Origin of the sequence: Polaromonas sp. AER18D-145 (assembly GCF_002379095.1) — a bacterium.
Classification (GTDB): Bacteria; Pseudomonadota; Gammaproteobacteria; order Burkholderiales; family Burkholderiaceae_C; genus Polaromonas.
Genome location: NZ_NBZV01000023.1, coordinates 16,571 through 34,401, shown reverse-complemented (window position 1 = coordinate 34,401; position 17,831 = coordinate 16,571). Strand labels below are relative to the sequence as shown.

At 58.3% G+C, this 17,831-nt stretch carries 6 protein-coding genes and 1 pseudogene; 3 read left to right on the top strand and 4 right to left on the bottom strand.

The features are described from left to right. Window positions 1-67: 67 nt before the first annotated feature. From B7G52_RS12760 to B7G52_RS12745, 4 genes and pseudogenes are all read right to left on the bottom strand, one after another. A complete protein-coding gene (locus B7G52_RS12760) occupies window positions 68-649 on the bottom strand; it encodes a hypothetical protein (protein ID WP_141397457.1) in 582 nt (193 codons plus the stop codon). Between the two features lie 276 nt (window positions 650-925). After that, window positions 926-2,497 carry an SAM-dependent methyltransferase gene (locus tag B7G52_RS12755; protein WP_141397456.1) on the bottom strand — a complete coding sequence of 524 codons (1,572 nt, stop codon included), beginning with the start codon at window positions 2,495-2,497 and terminating at the stop codon, window positions 926-928. A gap of 263 nt (window positions 2,498-2,760) precedes the next feature. Then, window positions 2,761-3,282, bottom strand: a complete 522-nt coding sequence (locus B7G52_RS12750) for a hypothetical protein (RefSeq protein WP_141397455.1) — start codon at window positions 3,280-3,282, stop codon at window positions 2,761-2,763. Window positions 3,283-3,813: 531 nt separating this feature from the next. Next, window positions 3,814-4,295, bottom strand: a pseudogene (locus tag B7G52_RS12745) (IS3 family transposase); the annotation flags it as partial. A 285-nt stretch (window positions 4,296-4,580) separates the two neighbouring features. Between B7G52_RS12745 and B7G52_RS12740 the strand changes: the two are divergent. From B7G52_RS12740 to B7G52_RS12730, 3 genes are read left to right on the top strand one after another with little or no spacing between them, the layout of a single operon-like run. After that, window positions 4,581-9,905: a DEAD/DEAH box helicase gene (locus B7G52_RS12740; protein WP_096697951.1), complete on the top strand. Its 5,325-nt coding sequence runs from the start codon at window positions 4,581-4,583 to the stop codon at window positions 9,903-9,905. Further along, window positions 9,906-12,740, top strand: coding sequence for a helicase-related protein (locus B7G52_RS12735; protein WP_371329021.1), 2,835 nt, complete (start codon window positions 9,906-9,908; stop codon window positions 12,738-12,740). Between the two features lie 2 nt (window positions 12,741-12,742). Beyond that, window positions 12,743-17,827 (top strand): Eco57I restriction-modification methylase domain-containing protein, encoded by a 5,085-nt coding sequence (locus B7G52_RS12730; protein ID WP_096697950.1) that lies wholly within the window; start codon window positions 12,743-12,745, stop codon window positions 17,825-17,827. Window positions 17,828-17,831: the final 4 nt, after the last annotated feature.

Genomic DNA, 17,831 nt, shown 5'->3' with positions numbered 1-17,831 from the left:
GCCCTGACGCCGTCCGCACCGGCGGTTGGCCGCGATCCGATGGCCAGCTGCAGCGGTGAACGAACCCTTAGGGCGTGTCGACAAACTTTTCGCAGTCAAACTTCAGGACGTTCCATGCCTTTTCACCGCGTGTCATGTCGTTTTGCATGTAAACCTGCCTCATGTACTGCGGGGTGTGATTGGGGTTGGCGGCGCGGTGATAGTTCTCCACCAGGACCTCCTTTTCCGGATCGAGTGCCCCGTAGCCGGCCCACAGTTCATGTTTGCCATAGCCGGCCATGCCACAGATCAAGAGGTCCTTGATGACCACGAACGACTGGGTGCTGAGATCCTGGACGGTTGCAGCAGGTGGGAACAGACCGCCCTCGCTCCCAACCCACTGGCGACCATCGAACAGACCCCGGACGTTGCCATCGGTTCGCAGGCCAATGTAGAAGTTGCCCGGCCGCCCGGTGTCCTGACCAGCAGGGGAAATGAACACCGTCACCCGTTGCGCGCTTGCTGGGCCGTCGAAGCATTGCTTCTTCCACGCCGGAGCCGGTGTGTCCGACGGACAAAAGTATTCCATGGTCGATCGGGCATCGGCATGGGCGGAGGTCGCGCAGGCGAAAAGTGAAAGGACGGCCGCGATGGCGTGTCGTGTCTTCATGTGGGGGCTCCGGGTAGGTTCGATTTCCATTATTGAATCGACGGAGGCTTGAAGATGATGCGCAACGAGTCGGTTCTGGCTTGTTGAGCGTCACCACCTTGCCTCGGCGTTTGGCCGGCGCACCAGCGGAATTGTCTGGACGCTTCTGCCTGATTGACAGTTTCTCCGGGGAAACTAAGCGCTATTTGGTCTTTCAAAGTTCGACCAGCTCATAAAACGGGCGGCACAAATGCAAATCCCCCGCCAGCAGCTGGTCGGGGGATTGCAATGGGTCTTCTAAAACAAGCATACCTGGGCAGGGGCTTGCTGTGGAGCTGTTACCTCGACCTCCAGAGCGTTCGCGTTCGCGACGCCTGGCTTTCTCAGCACCAGCAACGTTGTCGGTACATCAGTTCCGGACGCCTTGAAGGCGCCGGCGGGTACCTGTTCGACTTCCCCTCCCAGAGCTGCGACGAACGCCTGAAACCTCCGCGCGGGTGCCGTATCGTGGGTTTGCCACGTAGTTGACGCGATGCCTGACAGGACGCCGCCAGGCCGAAGGAATTTGAAAGCGTGAATTATGTGTTCGGAGTCCCTGAAATGCGCGAACGGCGGATTCATGAGCACGCGATCGTAGATTTCCGAAGGCGTGATCGCAAGAAAGTCCCGCGGCCCGTCGAGCTGGAAGCCCAATGCCTTGAGTTTCTTGACGTTTCGGCCCATCAACTCATAGCACGTCACGTTCTCACGCCCGACAATTTCAGCTGCTGCCATGGCCAACGCGCCACCACCAGCGTTTGGCTCAAGCACCTTCATTCCTGCCTCAAGGCAGGCCTTCGCGACAACCCGAGCAGTCAGCGGCGCAGGAGTTTCGAAAAACTCATATTCCCTGGAAGTGAAAACCTCCCCTGTCCGGAGGATTTCCTCCAGCACCGGAGCCGGATCGTCCTCAAAGACGTGCGCCTGCCTCGATGTCGACCACTTGCCGCCGATGTCCTGCATGAACGCATTGACCTTTGCGTAGAACGCGCTGGCCAGCCGCTGGATGATGGAGACTTCATGTCCCTCGATCACCACACCACCTAGCACGTCCAGGATGTTCTGGGGCACGCGCGTGGGACGCACATCGAACTTGCCGGGCTTGCGCTGCGGGGCTTGAGGCCCCGACGACGCAATTCTGCCGGCCGCCCAGTCCAGCTTCACGCTGCACACCAGGCTCTCGTGGTCGCGGCCGGTAAACATGGCCGTGAGCGCGGAGCCCCGGTAGTCAGGCAGAAGTTTCAGGGACTCCAGGCCGGGGATGTTCAGCGCATGGAAGTTATCCGCCTTCGCCATCAGCTGGGCGGCCTGCTTTTCCAGCGCCGGCGAGCCGCCGGTGTTGCCAATTGCCAATGTGGTTTGATGCCAGGCGTTGGCCAGCCCGAGCAGCACCTGCGCATTTCGCACGAGATCCTCGCTCGTGGGGTGGTTCGGCGCCATGCGGCGCAGCACCATCCACGTGTTGTCCAGATCCAGAGCACGGGTGTAGAGCTCTTCGGCATCCAAGGGGGTGTGAGTGGAAGTTCCGCTCTCGCCGCCGCGAAAAACCAGCCCCATCGCCACCAGAAGGGCCGACATGCCATCCGGCAGGCGTTGGCCAGTGTCCAGGGCGATGCTGAGCTTGTCGCCCGCATACGTGGCCTTGAGCAGCGGTGTATCCGCGCCAGGAAGCCACAGATCGCGATGCGTGCCTTCGACGGTGCCGTCCACAACTCGACAGTACTGGGGATCGCAGGTGAATTCGCCTTCCCAGGCCGCGAAAAGCGAACGCACGGCGAGGAACGGCAAGATCGACTCGATCATGCAAAGTTGTTTGAGAAGAAGTTTCATTGGAGATTCGACTTTTTAAGACGAAGCACCGCCCCAACGGGCAGGGCCCCGGTGGGTTGAAACGGATGACTCGGTTGAGCCGTTGAGATAAGCGAGCCGACAGCGTTGCGCTGCGACTCAAGGTGAAGGCTGACTGGGTCAGCGAAATCGGTCTATGCCGAAAGCTTTTTGATTTGACCAGAGGCACCAAACCGCGTCAAACGGTCGTGGCCAATGGTCTCGCGAGAGATACCGCAGGACCCGCCGGCGGCCGTAGGCGCCGGTCAGGAAGCTGCGGCGAAGGGCGGCGGCTGCAGCAGGTGTTTGGTGAAGACCGGAGCCTGGACGACGGTGAAGCCGGTCTGGTCGGAGGTGCCCAAACCGTACGGGGCGGGCAGCTCGTGGGGGGATACGACGCCAACGGGTGCCACGAAGTAGAAGCCCTCGGAAATCAGCTCACAGGCGGCGCGCTGCTGGCGCTGTGCCATCGCGGCGAGAAAGTCCGAGCGGGTGACCACCACCTGGTAGACGCATGGGTTCGCCTGCGCCTTGTCCTGAGTTTGTCGCAGCGAGAAAACGTCGGCGTGCACCGGTGCGATGTCCGTGCTGGTGGCCCAGTTGATCATTTCCGCGGCGGCAAAGACTTTGAACTTCACTTCTTCCCACGTTTGTCGACCACTTTCCTTCAAGTAGGCGACCAGTTTGCTTACCAGCGCCGCATGGCCACCACTGGCTTGGGTCGATTCCCCGTCATTGGAACTTGAGGCAGGCGAATGGCCCGCTGTTACCGCTCGATCGGCATGCATGTGTGAACTCGCTTTCGATGATGTGTGAATGACTGCATGGCGGCGGTTTCCTGTTGTCCAGGACCTGCGGCTTAGTCATGCTCGCCTGCGTAAGCACTTTTCGGAGGCGCCGATTGGGTTTCAAGTAGTGACCCCAATTCATTATTGCCAGAACAGGCGCTTGAACCTGCGAAGCAACGAGGTACTTTCCACTCAAAGAACGCAGGCGTTCTGCAAGCCGCCCTACTTGAGGCATGCATCGATTAGAAGCGTTTTTTCTTACGTGCGTGTGAATTTGGTGACCGTGGGCAGGTTACTGGATTAGGTGCGAGCTTCCTGCAGCAGGCCATTTGCCGCGCCAATGAAATAAGGCCGGTGGGCCAGCTGCGATTGCTGCAGCTTTCCCACCGGTGTTCCTTGCAATTAAAGTCGTAAACAAGCATCTAGGTTTCATGCGCCTTTGCGGCGTTACGATTTGACAACACGTCATTCTAAAGTCGTAAACAACTTTATGCATTGGACTTCCCACGGAACGGTTGACAAATCCTGGCCTCAAACTGAGGCACGTTTAAATGCCTCGGGGCTGATGCCGCCCAGGTGACTGTGGCGACGACTGCGATTGTAAAAAACCTGGATGTAGTCAAAGACATCCGCACGGGCAAGGTCACGGGTCTTGTAGATGCGTTTGCGGATACGCTCTTTCTTCAAGCTGCTGAAGAAGGATTCCGCCACCGCGTATCCCAACAATTCCCCCGGCGGCGCATGCTGGGCTCAAGGTTATTGGCCTAACAGAAACGCTTCCAGTCATCGCTACCGTATTGGCTACCCTGATCGGAATGCACAAGGACACTCTGCGTAGGCTTGCGCCTCCAGACAGCCATCATCAAAGCATCCAGAACGATTTCACGGGCAATGGTGAGCTTCATTGACCAGCCTACGATCTTTCGCGCATGCAAGTCCATGACCACGGCCAAGTAAAGCCAGCCCTGCCAGGTGCGAATGTAGGCGATGTCCGTGACCCACACCCGATCAGGTGCACGCGTATGGCCAAAGAACTGCTCGCACGTGCCGGCCGAAAGTGCATGGCCCCAGAAGTAATGATGACGACTAACCAGGCTGAACAGGATTTAGCCTGGCAGCCATGACAGAAATGCCGGATTTTCGAAAAGGTCGTCTGCGCGGTCCATAACTGGGATCTACACGGATGAAGAGGCAACCAGTAACCAAATCTGGCCCAAGCCAATTTTCCCCTCAATCAGTCGGATGCTTCACGCCTGAGGGCTGGCATACTGTGCCAAAAAGCAATATGGGGAGTCATTTTGGACGTTTTCGAATTTCGTGGACATCTGGTTAATGAATATTCAGATTTCACCCGCAGCTTTACCCGCATCAAAGCGGATGACATCCGCACCTTTGTGGATGCCGAATACGACTCCCAAAAGTTCTGGCCAGAGCCGCTAATCCAGGTCAACCCCAACTTCAAAGAGGGCGGTACCGTCGAGGCCTTTGTTCAAGCTGGCCACCTGCACCCTTTGTGCGCGGACATTTTTCGCTTTGGTAAAAGCGATTCATCTGCTGGCCATTCCTTGCCCCTGCACAAACACCAGGCGGAAGCCATCAGCTTGGCGGCGTCTGGTGAGAGTTACGTGCTCACCACCGGCACTGGGTCAGGCAAATCGCTCGCTTACTTCATCCCCATCGTCGATGCCTGCCTGAAAGCCAAGCAAATCGACCAGACACCGCGCACGCGGGCCATCGTGGTTTACCCCATGAATGCTCTGGCCAATAGCCAGTTGGAAGAGCTCAAAAAGTTCCTTGGCGCTGACCCCGCTTCCCGGGCCGTCACGTTCGGTCGGTTTACCGGTCAGGAAGACACTGAAGAGCGCGAGGCAATGAAGGCCAACCCGCCAGATATCCTGCTAACCAACTTCATGATGTTGGAGTTGCTGCTGACCCGTCAAAACGCCATTGACCAGCAAGTGGTGGCCAACGCCAAGGGGTTGCGGTTCCTGGTGCTGGATGAATTGCACACCTACCGTGGGCGGCAAGGGGCCGATGTTGCCCTTCTGGTCCGTCGAGTTCGTGAGGCACTTGCAGACCAGCTCATTTGTATCGGCACGTCCGCCACCATGGCGACCGACGGCACTGAGATGGAGCGCAATGCCGCCGTCGCGGGCGTTGCAACGCGTTTGTTTGGCACTGCGATTCCCAGCCGAAATATCGTCACAGAAACGCTCAAACGCACCACCCCCGAAGCTGAGACTGAAAAAACGGTCGCCCCCAAGCTGGCCAGTGCCATCGAAGCAGGCGTTCCAGCAGACCTGTCTTTTGCCGACATGGCCGGCCACCCCGTATCGGTTTGGGTAGAACTGACGCTGGGTTTGACATATGAAAGCAACAAGCCGCGCCGGGCAAAGCCAAAGACCCTCAAGGACGCCGCTGGCCTGCTGGCGGCGGCGTCCGGCCTGCCGGAGCAGCAATGCAACGATTACCTGCAGAAGTTCCTGCTGCGGGCCTACAACGTTGTAGACGCCTCCGGCAAGTCACTGTTTGCGTTCAAGCTGCACCAGTTCATATCTGGCGGGGGCAAGGTCTACGCGACGCTGGAGGCCCCAGGAAAGCGTGCTGTAACCCTGTATGGACAGCAGTTCGTCGCGGGCGACCGTGCACGGCACCTGTACAACGTCCACTTTTGCAGAGATTGCGGCCAAGAATACGTGTCGGTCTGGGACGCAGAGGGCCCGGAGGGTCGGATTTTGCAGCGCCGCAACATCGATGAAAGACAGCACGAGGACGACGGCATCAAGTTCGGCTTTTTCATGCCTGATGTTGAACGTCAATGGAATGATGCGGATCCGGAGCGATACCCCGAAACTTGGGTGGAGGAGCGAGCCGATGGTGAGTGGCGCGTAAAGAGCACCCAAAAGAAATTCGTTCCCCAGGCTGTCAAAGTTCGCCCTGATGGCGTCTCCACTACCGCAGAAGGCCTAAATGGCTGGTTCATCCCTGGCAGCTTCCGCTTTTGTCTGGCCTGCAACACCAGTCACGCAACCGCAGGCAAGGATTCCTTGCGCCTGACATCCCTTTCCGGTGAGGGTCGCAGCTCGGCCACCACCATGCTGACGCTGTCTTCGCTTCGCTATCTGTACGAGCAAGACCACCAGCTATCACGTGAAGCCAAGAAAGTCCTTGGTTTCTCAGACAACCGGCAAGACGCAGCGTTGCAGGCAGGTCATTTCAATGACTTCTTGCAAGTTCTGTTGACGCGCGCGGCATTGTTGTCAGCACTTGAGCGAACCTCAGGAAAACCACTGTCGGAAAAAGAAGTCGCCAATTCCGTGTTCGAGGCCCTTGGTTTTGACAGAGACGACGCCGCCGTTCGGGCGGAGTACATGCAGCAACCGGATGTCAAGGGCAATGCGCGGCGCCAAGTGCAGGACGCCATGCGCTCCATCTTGGGTTACCGCAGCTTTTACGATCTACGTCGCGGCTGGCGGTTCAATAACCCCAATTTGGAGCAGTTGGGCCTGGTCCGCATCACGTACCAGGACATTGACGACCTGGCCGCTGATGAAGGGGAATGGGCAGATGCCCCTCAGGTGCTGCGTTCAGCAAAGCCGGCAGAGCGTGCAATGGTGCTGCAAAAACTGTTTGAAACCATGCGCCAGGGCTTGTGCATCGCCACACGCTACCTGGACCGCACGGAACTTGACCAATTGCGCACGCTCAGCTTTGCCAACTTGCGGGAACCGTGGGGGTTCACAGAAGATGAGCGTCCATTACCTGCCAAATGGTTTATTACGTCACGCCCAGCCGATGACAACAGACCACGTGGACGCAAACAGAACATCGAGGACTATCTGGTTATTGGGTCCAGCCGGTCGCGCTTGGGGCGCGAGCTGCGCAAAGGAAGCACCTGGGGTGGCGAAAATCCGTTTTACAAGCAAGTCAACGACAAGTCCTATCCGGATGTCATCAACGCTTTGCTCAGGGCGGCGGAAAGCTACGGATTGGTCCGTAAAGAAGAAACTGATGTTGGCCAGATGGGGTGGCAACTCAATGGCAGTTCCTTGCTCTGGGCGGCGGGTGACGGTCGCAGCGTAACGCAGTCGCATGACAACATCTTTTTCCGCAATCTGTACCGCAACATTTCACGACTGTTAGCCGAGCCCGCTCACCAGCTATTTGATTTTGAGGCCAGAGAACACACAGCGCAGGTCGAGCAGGAAGACCGTATGGAGCGGGAGGCGCGGTTCAGGTTCACTGAGAAGGACCGCAGTGAATGGATGAAAGCGCATGGCACGGAGCTCAACTGGCTACCGGTTTTGTTCTGCTCGCCAACCATGGAGCTGGGCGTCGACATATCGTCCCTGAACACGGTTTACATGCGCAATGTGCCGCCAACGCCCGCCAACTATGCCCAGCGCAGCGGTCGTGCGGGACGGGCTGGGCAGCCAGCGCTCGTCATCACTTACTGTGCCGCCCAATCGCCGCACGACCAGTATTACTTCCGTGACCCCGTGCGCATGGTGCATGGTCAGGTCAATCCGCCCACGCTGGACCTCGCCAACCGCGAGCTCGTACAGAGTCATATGCAAGCCATTTGGCTGGCTGAAACTGGCAAGAAACTGGGCAACAGCATTCGCGACTTGCTCAACATGGACAAGTCCGACGCGCTGCCCATCACGGATGACCTGGAGTCAGACCTGGGCAAGCCTCAGGCCCAGAAACGCGCCCATCAGCGCGGCTTGGCCGTGCTGGCCATGCTCAAGGACGAACTCACACCGGAGCGTGCGCCCTGGTACACGCCAACGTGGCCGGAGTCCGTATTTCAGCGGGCCTACCTGGAGTTCGACGGTTCCCTGAATCGCTGGCGTGATCTGTACCGCGCTACCGCACGGCAGATTGAACTCAACTTCAAGATTGAAAACAATCCCGCTGCCAGCGAACGCGAACGTCGCGAGGCCCAGCAAAGGCACAATGAAGCTCGCAAGCAGCGTGACCTGTTACTGGCTGGTGACAGTGCTTTCAATAGCGACTTTTATACCTATCGCTACCTTGCCAGCCAAGGCTTTCTTCCCGGCTACAACTTCCCGCGTCTGCCGCTGCTGGCCTATATCCCCGCACGGCGCGGCAACATTGGCCGCGAAAGCTTCCTGTCCCGCCCAAGGTTCCTGGCACTCAGTGAGTTTGGTCCCTATAGCTTGATTTATCACGAAGGCAGCCAGTACCGGGTGACCAAAGCACTTCTCACCATCACCAGCCAAGACCAGGTCTCTGAAGGTGCCAAGCTGACCACCGAGGTCGCGCGTTTGTGTCCATCGTGCGGTTACGGCCACTTTCGCTCGCAGCGCGACGCGGATCGTTGTGTTTCCTGCGATGCCTCGCTCTCAGGCGCCGAAGAGGTCAAGAATCTTTATCGCATCGAGAATGTGTCGACCAAGCGGGCTGAGCGCATTACCGCCAATGAAGAGGAACGCACACGCCAGGGCTACGAAATGCAAACCACGTTGCAATTCGCCGAGGCGGACGGCAAGCTGCAAGTGGTCATGTCCGAGGTGTCCGATGCTGAAGGGCCGTTGCTCGAACTGCAATACGGTCCCGCGGCCACCATCTGGCGCATGAACTATGGATGGCGTCGGCGTAAGGAGAAGTCCGTCCGAGGCTTCATGATGAACCCGGTCACGGGTCACTGGGTTGGCGGTGTGGATGAGGCTGGCGAAGAGAATGGTGATGACGCGCCCCCGGATAAGACACCTCCACAGCGCATCGTCCCCTTTGTCGAAGACCGCCGCAACATTTTGGTGGTACGTCCTTCACATCGACTCGGCGTGATGTCTGCGTCCTCTATGACCACGTTGCAATACGCCCTTAAACGCGGCATCGAGGCGGTCTATCAACTGGAGGAAAGCGAGTTGGTCGGCGAGCCCTTGCCAAACCGCGATAACAGGCAGTCCATCTTGTTCTTTGAGGCTGCAGAGGGCGGCGCAGGTGTGTTGACCCGTATCGCCACTGAACCCCATGCGCTCGCGGCCGTTGCTGCCGAGGCGCTCGAAATCCTGCACTTCCAGCGCCCGGAAGCCGGCCAACCCTGGACCCAAAAGACGCTGGTCGAGGAGCTGGACGAGCATGGCAAGTCCATTTGTGAAGCGGGTTGCTACCGTTGCCTGCTGTCTTATTACAACCAGCCCGACCACCCACTCATTGACCGAAAAGATGCTGTGGCCAAAGGCTTGGTGCTCGACATTCTTTGCCGATTGACTGCATCCAAGCTTGCTCTGGGAACGCAGGGGCGTGCCCCTGAGCAGCACAGCGCTGAACTAGCCCGCATGTCCACCAGTTCACTGGAACAGGCTTGGCTGGTTTATGTTGAGTCGCATGGGCATCGTAAACCCGACCGCGCACAGCACACCATTGAGTCAGTCCATACTTGCTCCGACTTTTTCTACGACGACTACAACCTGGTTGTCTTCATCGATGGGCCGCATCACGACAAGACTGCTCAGCAGGACAAGGATGAAGCCATTGACCGCAAGCTTGATGAGCAAGGATTCTTGGTAGTCCGCTTCCCGAAAGAGCAGGCTCTGTGGCCTCCCATTTTCGCCAAAAATGCCGACCTCTTTGGTGCTGGCCAAAACGAATAAATGATGAATGCTATGACCGCTGAGTTCTACCCGGGCAGTCTTGTCTCCGCCCGTGGCCGCGAGTGGATAGTGCTGCCTTCGTCCAATCAAGACACCCTGCATCTGCGCCCTTTGGGTGGTGGTGAGAACGATGAATCGCTGATTTACCTGCCGCTAGAGCGCCAACCCGTCCAACCCGCCACCTTTCCATGGCCCACCATCGAGCAGGCCCGCAACCATGCCGCCAGTCAGCTATTGATGGATGCGCTGCAGCTCAAGCTGCGCAATGGGGCTGGGCCGTTTCGAAGTTTTGGCAACATCGCCGTTGAGCCGCGCGCCTACCAGCTCGTGCCACTGCTGATGGCCATGAAGCTCTCAACCGTGCGTTTGCTCATCGCCGACGACGTAGGTATCGGCAAAACCATCGAGGGCGCACTAATTGCCCGTGAAATGCTGGACCGCGGTGAAATCCAGCGAATGACGGTGCTGTGCCCGCCGCACTTGTGTGAGCAGTGGCAGCGCGAGCTGGCCGACCGTTTTCATATCCATGCCGTGGTGGTGCGCAGTGCCACTGCCGCTCGTCTGGAGCGCGAACTGGCACCAGGCACCTCGGTGTTTGACGCCAATCCATTCACCGTGGTCAGCCTGGACTACATCAAGTCTGAACGCCGACGCGAAGCATTCCAACGCTTCTGCCCCGAATTCGTCATCGTAGACGAGGCCCACACCTGCACCCATGGTGGCCAAGGTCGGCAGCAGCGCTACCAGCTTCTCAAGGGCCTGTCTGAAGACGTCAACCGCCATATGGTGCTGCTCACTGCGACGCCCCACAGCGGCGACGAAGATGCCTTCTTCAATTTGCTTGGGTTGTTGAAGCCTGACTTCACCCAACTCAAGGACTTGGCGCCCGGTGCGCACACCGACCTGCGGGATGACCTTTCACGCCATTTTGTGCAGCGCCGCCGTCCCGATATCGCAGAGTGGCAAGACGCATCGATGTTCCCGGAGCGTAAAACAACCGAAATCACGTACCGACTTACCGGGGCTTGGGGCCAGCTCTTTAACGACGTGCTGGACTATGCGCGTGAATTGGTGGTACGTGCCGAAGGGCAGGGCTTGCGCGAGCAGCGCATGGGCTGGTGGGCCGCTCTGGCACTGCTGCGATGTATTTCTTCATCCCCTGCCGCCGCCGTCAATGCCTTGCGCACCCGGCTGGATGGTGCAGCCAAAGGCGAAGATGCCGACGAACTGTCCTTGGAAGACATCGAATCCCAGGCTGGCGACCGTGTGCTGGATGGCATTGACGATGCCCTGTCCACCGACGACATTGAGCCCGCCGCTCAAACTGAGGACAGCGCGCTCTTACAGCAACTCATTGTCGATGCAGAAAAACTTGCCGGCGATGCCAACGACCCCAAGCTTGCCAAGCTGCTGGAGCATTTGACGCTGCTGGTCAAGGAGGGCTTCAAACCAGTGGTCTTTTGCCGCTACATTGCCACAGCTCACTACTTGGCCAACTTTCTGCGGGGCAAGTTTAAGGATGCGACCGTTAAAGCGGTCACGGGCGAACTAACCCCAAGCGAACGTGAAGCCGCAGTCGAAGAGCTGGGCGACACGGAAAAGCGCATTTTGGTGGCCACCGACTGCCTGTCTGAGGGTATCAACTTGCAAGGCTTGTTCACCTCCGTGGTGCATTACGACCTGAGCTGGAACCCCACCCGCCATGAGCAGCGAGAAGGTCGCGTTGACCGCTTTGGTCAGAAGGCCCGAGAGGTCCGCAGCACCATGCTGTATGGTGAAGACAACCCCGTCGATGGCGCCGTGCTGCAAGTCATCCTGCGTAAGGCCGAGAGCATTCGCAAAGAGTTGGGCGTGCTGGTCCCCATGCCAGACGACCAGGGCAAGCTCACCAAGGCGCTACTCAATGCCGTGCTGCTGCGCAAAAACAATCACATTGGCAACCAAGCGCAAACCGCCCTCGACTTTGGCGAGCCAGCGCGCGACATCGAAACCGCCTGGCAAAGCGCCCGCGACAAGGCCGCCAAAAATCGCTCTATCTTTGCCCAGCGCCGTATCAAGCCAGAAGATGTGCTGCCCGAATGGCGCAAGTCTGCAGCCGTTCTGGGTGGCGAAGATGATGTGGAACGCTTTGTTACGCGCGCCGTGGCCAAGCTTGGTGTCCCATTAGAAACCTACAAGCAGCACAACAAGCTGCACCTGGATCAGTTGCCAACCTCCATCAAGGAGCGGTTGGCGGCTGATGGATACACAGGCACATTGCGCGTGAACTTTCATCAACCTGCCGACCAGGGTGCGATGTTCATCCACCGCACCCATCCGCTGGTGGTCGCTCTGGCTGACACCCTTCTGGAGCGCGCACTGGCCTCGCAAGATGCGTCTGAAGACGATGCCGTCGCCCGTGCTGGTGCTGCCTTTGTGGGCCACGTCACCGCAAAAACCACTGTGTTGCTGCTGCGCTTACGCCACCAGCTCACCGTAACCCGCGGCACCCAGACCCGATTAATGTTGTGCGAAGAGACCGTGGCGGTTAGTGCTTCCGGTAGCGATCCAATCGCAAGTCTGCCCGCCTATGAGACCCAAACCCTCTTGGGCATGGATGCCGTCCGCAACATGCTGCCAATGGTCCGTGACCGCCACCTTCAGCAGGCGCTGGACGCCATTCCAGGTTGGCAACCGCAACTGGAAGCCATCGCCCGCGAACGTGCCCAAACCCTGTTGCAAGACCACCGCCGTGTTCGTGAGGCTGCTGATGCCAAAGGCACTTACCAGGTCACCGCCAGCTTGCCGGTGGACGTGATGGGTGTTTACGTGCTGGTTCCAGCAGCGGGAGTTTGACCATGGCACGCAATACTACCCAACTGATCTATCAGGCCATCCGTATCGAAGGCGGCCTGATTCCCGCCGACGAATTGGCACGCCTGACCACACTGCAAACGCCCGACAAAACCGAGCAGACCGATAGCCATTACCGCATCCCGAAGGGACTCAAGCTACGCGATGAAGTCGCGCGGTTCTGGAAAATTGGCCAAAGCCTGTGGTCAGACTTTCAAAACCAGCGTCAACGTAATGACTTGGATGCGCACCAAACCACCCTGCGCAACTTCCTGGTTCCATTACTGCGCGATGTGCTGGGCTTCAGCGACCTTACCGTTGGTGCAACGGTAGAAGCTTCAGGCCACACCTACAACATCGGCTATGCCGCCAGAGACGGGCGCTTACCCATCGTATTGGCTGGCCACACCCAGCTGCTGGACGCACCCGCAGAGCGTTTTGGCGAACTCAACCCCGACACTGGCAAAACCCGCCGCCGCTCACCCTTCATGCTGGCACAAGAGGCGCTCAACGCATCTGACCAGTCGCTGTGGGCCATCACCAGCAACGGGTTGACCCTGCGCATCCTGCATGACAACCCCAGCCTGACCCGTCCGGCCTATGTCGAAGTGGACTTGGAGGCGTTGTTCTCAGAAGATCTGTACGCCGACTTCACCGCCTTCTGGTTGCTTGCGCATGCCAGCCGCTTTGGAATCCCCGAGGCCGAGTCCACCGACTGTCCTTGGGAGCGCTGGCGTGCTGCCGGCCAAGAGGCGGGTGTCACCATCCGAAGCAACCTGCGCTACCAAGTGGCAGATGCCTTGCGCGCCCTAGGAACGGGATTTTTAAGCCACCCGTCCAATACCCACCTGCGTGAGCAGCTACAAAATCAGGAGCAATTTCAGGGTCTGAGCAAGCAAGCTTTCTTTGAAGAGCTGCTGCGGCTGGTTTATCGCCTCATCTTCTTGGCCACGGTGGAAGACCGCACTGACGCGTCCACCGGTCAGTCACTCATCTTCACGCCGGGTTCAACCAAAGAAGCACAACGGCGCTATCGGGCTGGCTACTCCATCACCTGGCTTCGAGACCGTGCTGTGCGACGCAGCAGCTTTGATACCCACAGCGATCTTTGGCAGGCCCTCAGCATCACCTTTGACGGTTTGGCGCAGGGACAGAGCTCGCTGGGTCTTCCAGCGCTCGGCGGCCTGTACGCCGCTGATCAATGTCCGAATCTGGCTCATGCCCACATTGAAAACCGTTGGTTGCTTAAAGCCATTTTTCAGCTTGGATACTTTCGCCAAACCACGGGCCTTACGCGGGTGAACTACCGCGACATGGGCCCAGAAGAACTTGGCAGCGTTTACGAAAGCCTGCTGGAGCTGGTGCCTGACATCCAGAGCCTGAGCCAGCCACACGCTGCCAAGCTTGCATTCGTGGGCGATGACGACATTGAGGCCTCTACCCAGGGCAACACCCGCAAGCTTACCGGTAGCTACTACACCCCCGACGGCCCGGTGCAGGAGCTCATCAAGTCTGCGCTCGAACCAGTCATTGCCGACACCGTCAAAGCCAATCCGCAACAGCCGGTAGAGGCCTTGCTGCAGCTCACAGTCTGCGACCTTGCATGCGGCAGTGGTCACTTTTTGCTGGCAGCCGCGCGCCGCCTAGCTGACGAAGTAGCCAAGCTGCGTGCGTCAGACGGTGCGCCCACGCCTGCCGACTACCGCCACGCGCTGCGGGATGTGGTCAGCCACTGCATTTACGGCGTGGACAAAAACCCCATGGCCATTGCGCTGGCCAAAACCGCGCTGTGGTTGGAGGCTTACACGCCGGACATGCCGCTTACCTTTTTGGACCACCATTTGCAGGTGGGCGATGCGCTGTTGGGCGTGCTGGACCCCAAAGTTCTCAACAACGGTATCCCCGACGAAGCCTACGCCGTGCTCAGTGGCGACGACAAAGCCACCGCGTCTGCACTCAAAAAGCAGAACAAGCTCGACCTGAAAAGTTGGAAAGATGTGGCCGCGGGCGACTTGTTTCAAGCCAGTCCATTGGCTGCACAAGCTGATGCGGTGGAGCACCTGTCTGACGATAGTTTGCAAGGCATTGCTGCCAAACGCAGTGCGTGGCAACAGGCTACGGCCCTAGCCCAGCAAAGCACACTGGCCCGCTTGGCCGACACCTATGTGGCTGCCTTTTTGGCCCCAAAAGTGCCATCAGATTTGGCGCGGATTCCACTATCGGGCTACCTCTGGGGTTTGCTGCATCCCGCAGCGGGCCAAGACGACAAACATGATTTGGCGCAGGCTGCGTACCGGCTATGCCGTGCACACAGTGTTTTCCACTGGTGGCTGGCTTTTCCGCAGGTGGCTGCCAAGGGTGGGTTTTCGGTCATGCTGGCCAACCCGCCTTGGGAGCGCATCAAGCTGCAAGAAGAAGAGTTCTTCGCAACCCGTAGCCCCTTGGTGGCCAGTGCCAAAAACAAGTCGGAACGTGGCAAACGCATTGAGTTGCTCCGGCAAGGCTTGCTGTTGCACACGCTTTACCCGGATGTGGAAGCCGCCGAGGGTCTGCACCCACCCAGCTTTGCGGAGATGTACCTGCATGAGGAATTCATCATGGCCCGGCGGGGTGCAGAGGCCATCAGCCTGTACGCGCACGACAGTGGACGTTTCCCGTTGACAGGCGTGGGAGACGTCAACACGTACGCGCTGTTCGCGGAGAGTATCTTTCAACTCGTTGCGCCGCGTGGTCGTGCAGGGTTCATCGTTCCAACCGGCATTGCGACTGACGACTCGACAAAAGCTTATTTTGAGGCGGTGACACAGAGCAACCGTCTCGTCGCTTTGTATTCCTTTGAGAATGAAGAGTTCATATTTCCCGCTGTTCACCACGCAATGAAGTTTTGCCTGGTCGTGATTGGAGGTTCCGACTCCGCTATCGAAGCTGCAGATTTTGTCCACTATGCGCGCCAGGTCAGCTATCTCTATGACAAGGCGCGCCGCTTTGCGCTTACTCCTGCGGACTTTCGACTCATCAACCCGAACACTAGAACCTGCCCGGTATTTCGGACCCAGCGTGACGCTGAGTTAACCAAGAAGATTTACCGCACGACCCCGGTGCTGATTCTTGACCGTGCGGGGCCGCAGGGCGAAGACGTGAACCCATGGGGAATTAGTTTTCAGCGAATGTTTGACATGTCCACTGACAGCAATCTGTTTAGCGACACCCCCTCTGCCCCTGGAAGCCCCCCACGTTTGCCGCTGTATGAAGCCAAGATGGTTCACCAGTTTGACCACCGCTGGGCAACCTACGTGGATGCGCCAGACCAACCCAACGGTCTCGATACCGTTGACCTGAGCGACGTCCAGCGCTCCGACCCGGCTTGCACCGTACGCCCACGCTACTGGGTGGACCAAGCTCAAGTTCTGGCCCGCATCGCTCACGTACCCAGTCGGATCGCCAACGCGTGGTTGACATGGCATGAAGCCGCTCAATCAGCAGCATCCGCTGCAGCCAGCGACACGGATAGCGCTGCCTTGCGGGATACCCTCAACGTAGGCGTAGACAACTTGACTTTGGCGCTGGCGGGTTGGGCCGCGGGCGAACTCTTTCGCCGGAACGCGGGTCAGCCCACACCAGCTACGTCGACCGAAAAATCTGGTTGGTCAAGTGCCGTTGCCTGGCAAGCCACACAAACAGCCGAAGCCACGCTTGCTGCGCAATACCCGGTCTTGGCAATCGCTTTGAAGCAAGACGACACCAGTGGCAAAAAGGCCTTGCCTGCGTTCACCAAGTGGGCGCTGCAAGATGCCGAAATGAGTTTGAGCGATGCTGACTTGGCTGAATTGGAAGCCTTGCAAAAACCCTCAGCGGCAAATGCAATTGGAGGCGCGACGGTTGTGATAGCTGCTCACGTACATACACCCAGGGTTGGAGGTCAATTTGACTTGAAGTTTATGGATGCGTGGATGGACCTGCGCAGCCCGAAGTGGCTGACGGGGTGGCGCAACATTACCAACGCAACGAATGAGCGTAGCTACATTTCCACTGTTGTACCTCGTTTTGCTGTAGGGCACTCAATGCCCCTTTGGCACGTCAACACGCCCGCAAAGCTAGCCGCTGCATACCTCGCGAACATGTCGGTGCTTGTGTTTGACTATGTCGTTCGACAAAAATTAGGTGGGACAAACATGACGCTTGGTTATGTCAAGCAGTTCCCTGTACTTTCACCAGACCGCTATATCGAAGCCGACCTCGCTTACATTGCTCCACGTGTACTGGAGTTGACCCACACCGCGTACGACATGCAATCCTGGGCCGAAGACCTCGCCGACTACGACCCGCGCCCACCCGAACAGCGACATACGCCCTACGGCTGGCACCCCGAGCGCCGTGCCCAACTTCGCGCCGAACTCGACGCCTACTATGCCCGTCTCTACGGACTGACCCGAGATGAACTTAGGTACATCCTTGACCCTGCCGACGCACCCTTTGGCCCCGGCGGCTCACTGCTCGGCCCTGATTACCCGTCAGAGACTTTCCGTGGGCTCAAAAGTAAGGAAGAGAAGGCCTTTGGGGAATACCGCACGCGCAGGCTAGTTCTGGAGGCATGGGACAGTTTGGCGGCCGATGCCGCTTCAACGCCGATTTACTCCGAGCACGGGGTAATTAGCAACAAGAGTGATGCAGATTTGGCGGGCCTGATTGCCGCCATTCTTCAGCAAAGTACCGTGGGCATCTCCGTTGTGGACATTCAAGCAGCCATCGTGCATTCACGCACGTCCGCCACTTACCTTGAAGCCGCTGATGCGACTCGATTGGACGTTCTTGCCACTTCCGTGGCCGTATTGCTCTTGGATTCTGCATTAACTTCAATTCCACCCATTGTTCAGCGTCTTGAGGCATGTGGCGCAGTTGTCAAACGCAGGACTGGTGACACCAACCTCTACTCGATAGGTGCTGGCCCGCTACCGGCAGATGTGATCAGCCGCCCCGAACATGTCGAACTTGCGCAGCTGATGCTGCGGCTTGAAGGTCGCCGGGCATCCGCGCGTAGCGAATTGGGTGCTGACACAGAGCAGGATCGTCTGATACAGGCCAATCGTTAAGGAC

What these genes read in the sequence shown, in the direction of transcription:
- B7G52_RS12735 (WP_371329021.1), top strand. Translation starts at nt 9,906, where the DNA reads ATGATGAATGCTATGACCGCTGAGTTCTACCCGGGCAGTCTTGTCTCC.
- B7G52_RS12755 (WP_141397456.1), bottom strand. Translation starts at nt 2,497, where the DNA reads ATGAAACTTCTTCTCAAACAACTTTGCATGATCGAGTCGATCTTGCCG.
- B7G52_RS12730 (WP_096697950.1), top strand. Translation starts at nt 12,743, where the DNA reads ATGGCACGCAATACTACCCAACTGATCTATCAGGCCATCCGTATCGAA.
- B7G52_RS12760 (WP_141397457.1), bottom strand. Translation starts at nt 649, where the DNA reads ATGAAGACACGACACGCCATCGCGGCCGTCCTTTCACTTTTCGCCTGC.
- B7G52_RS12750 (WP_141397455.1), bottom strand. Translation starts at nt 3,282, where the DNA reads ATGCATGCCGATCGAGCGGTAACAGCGGGCCATTCGCCTGCCTCAAGT.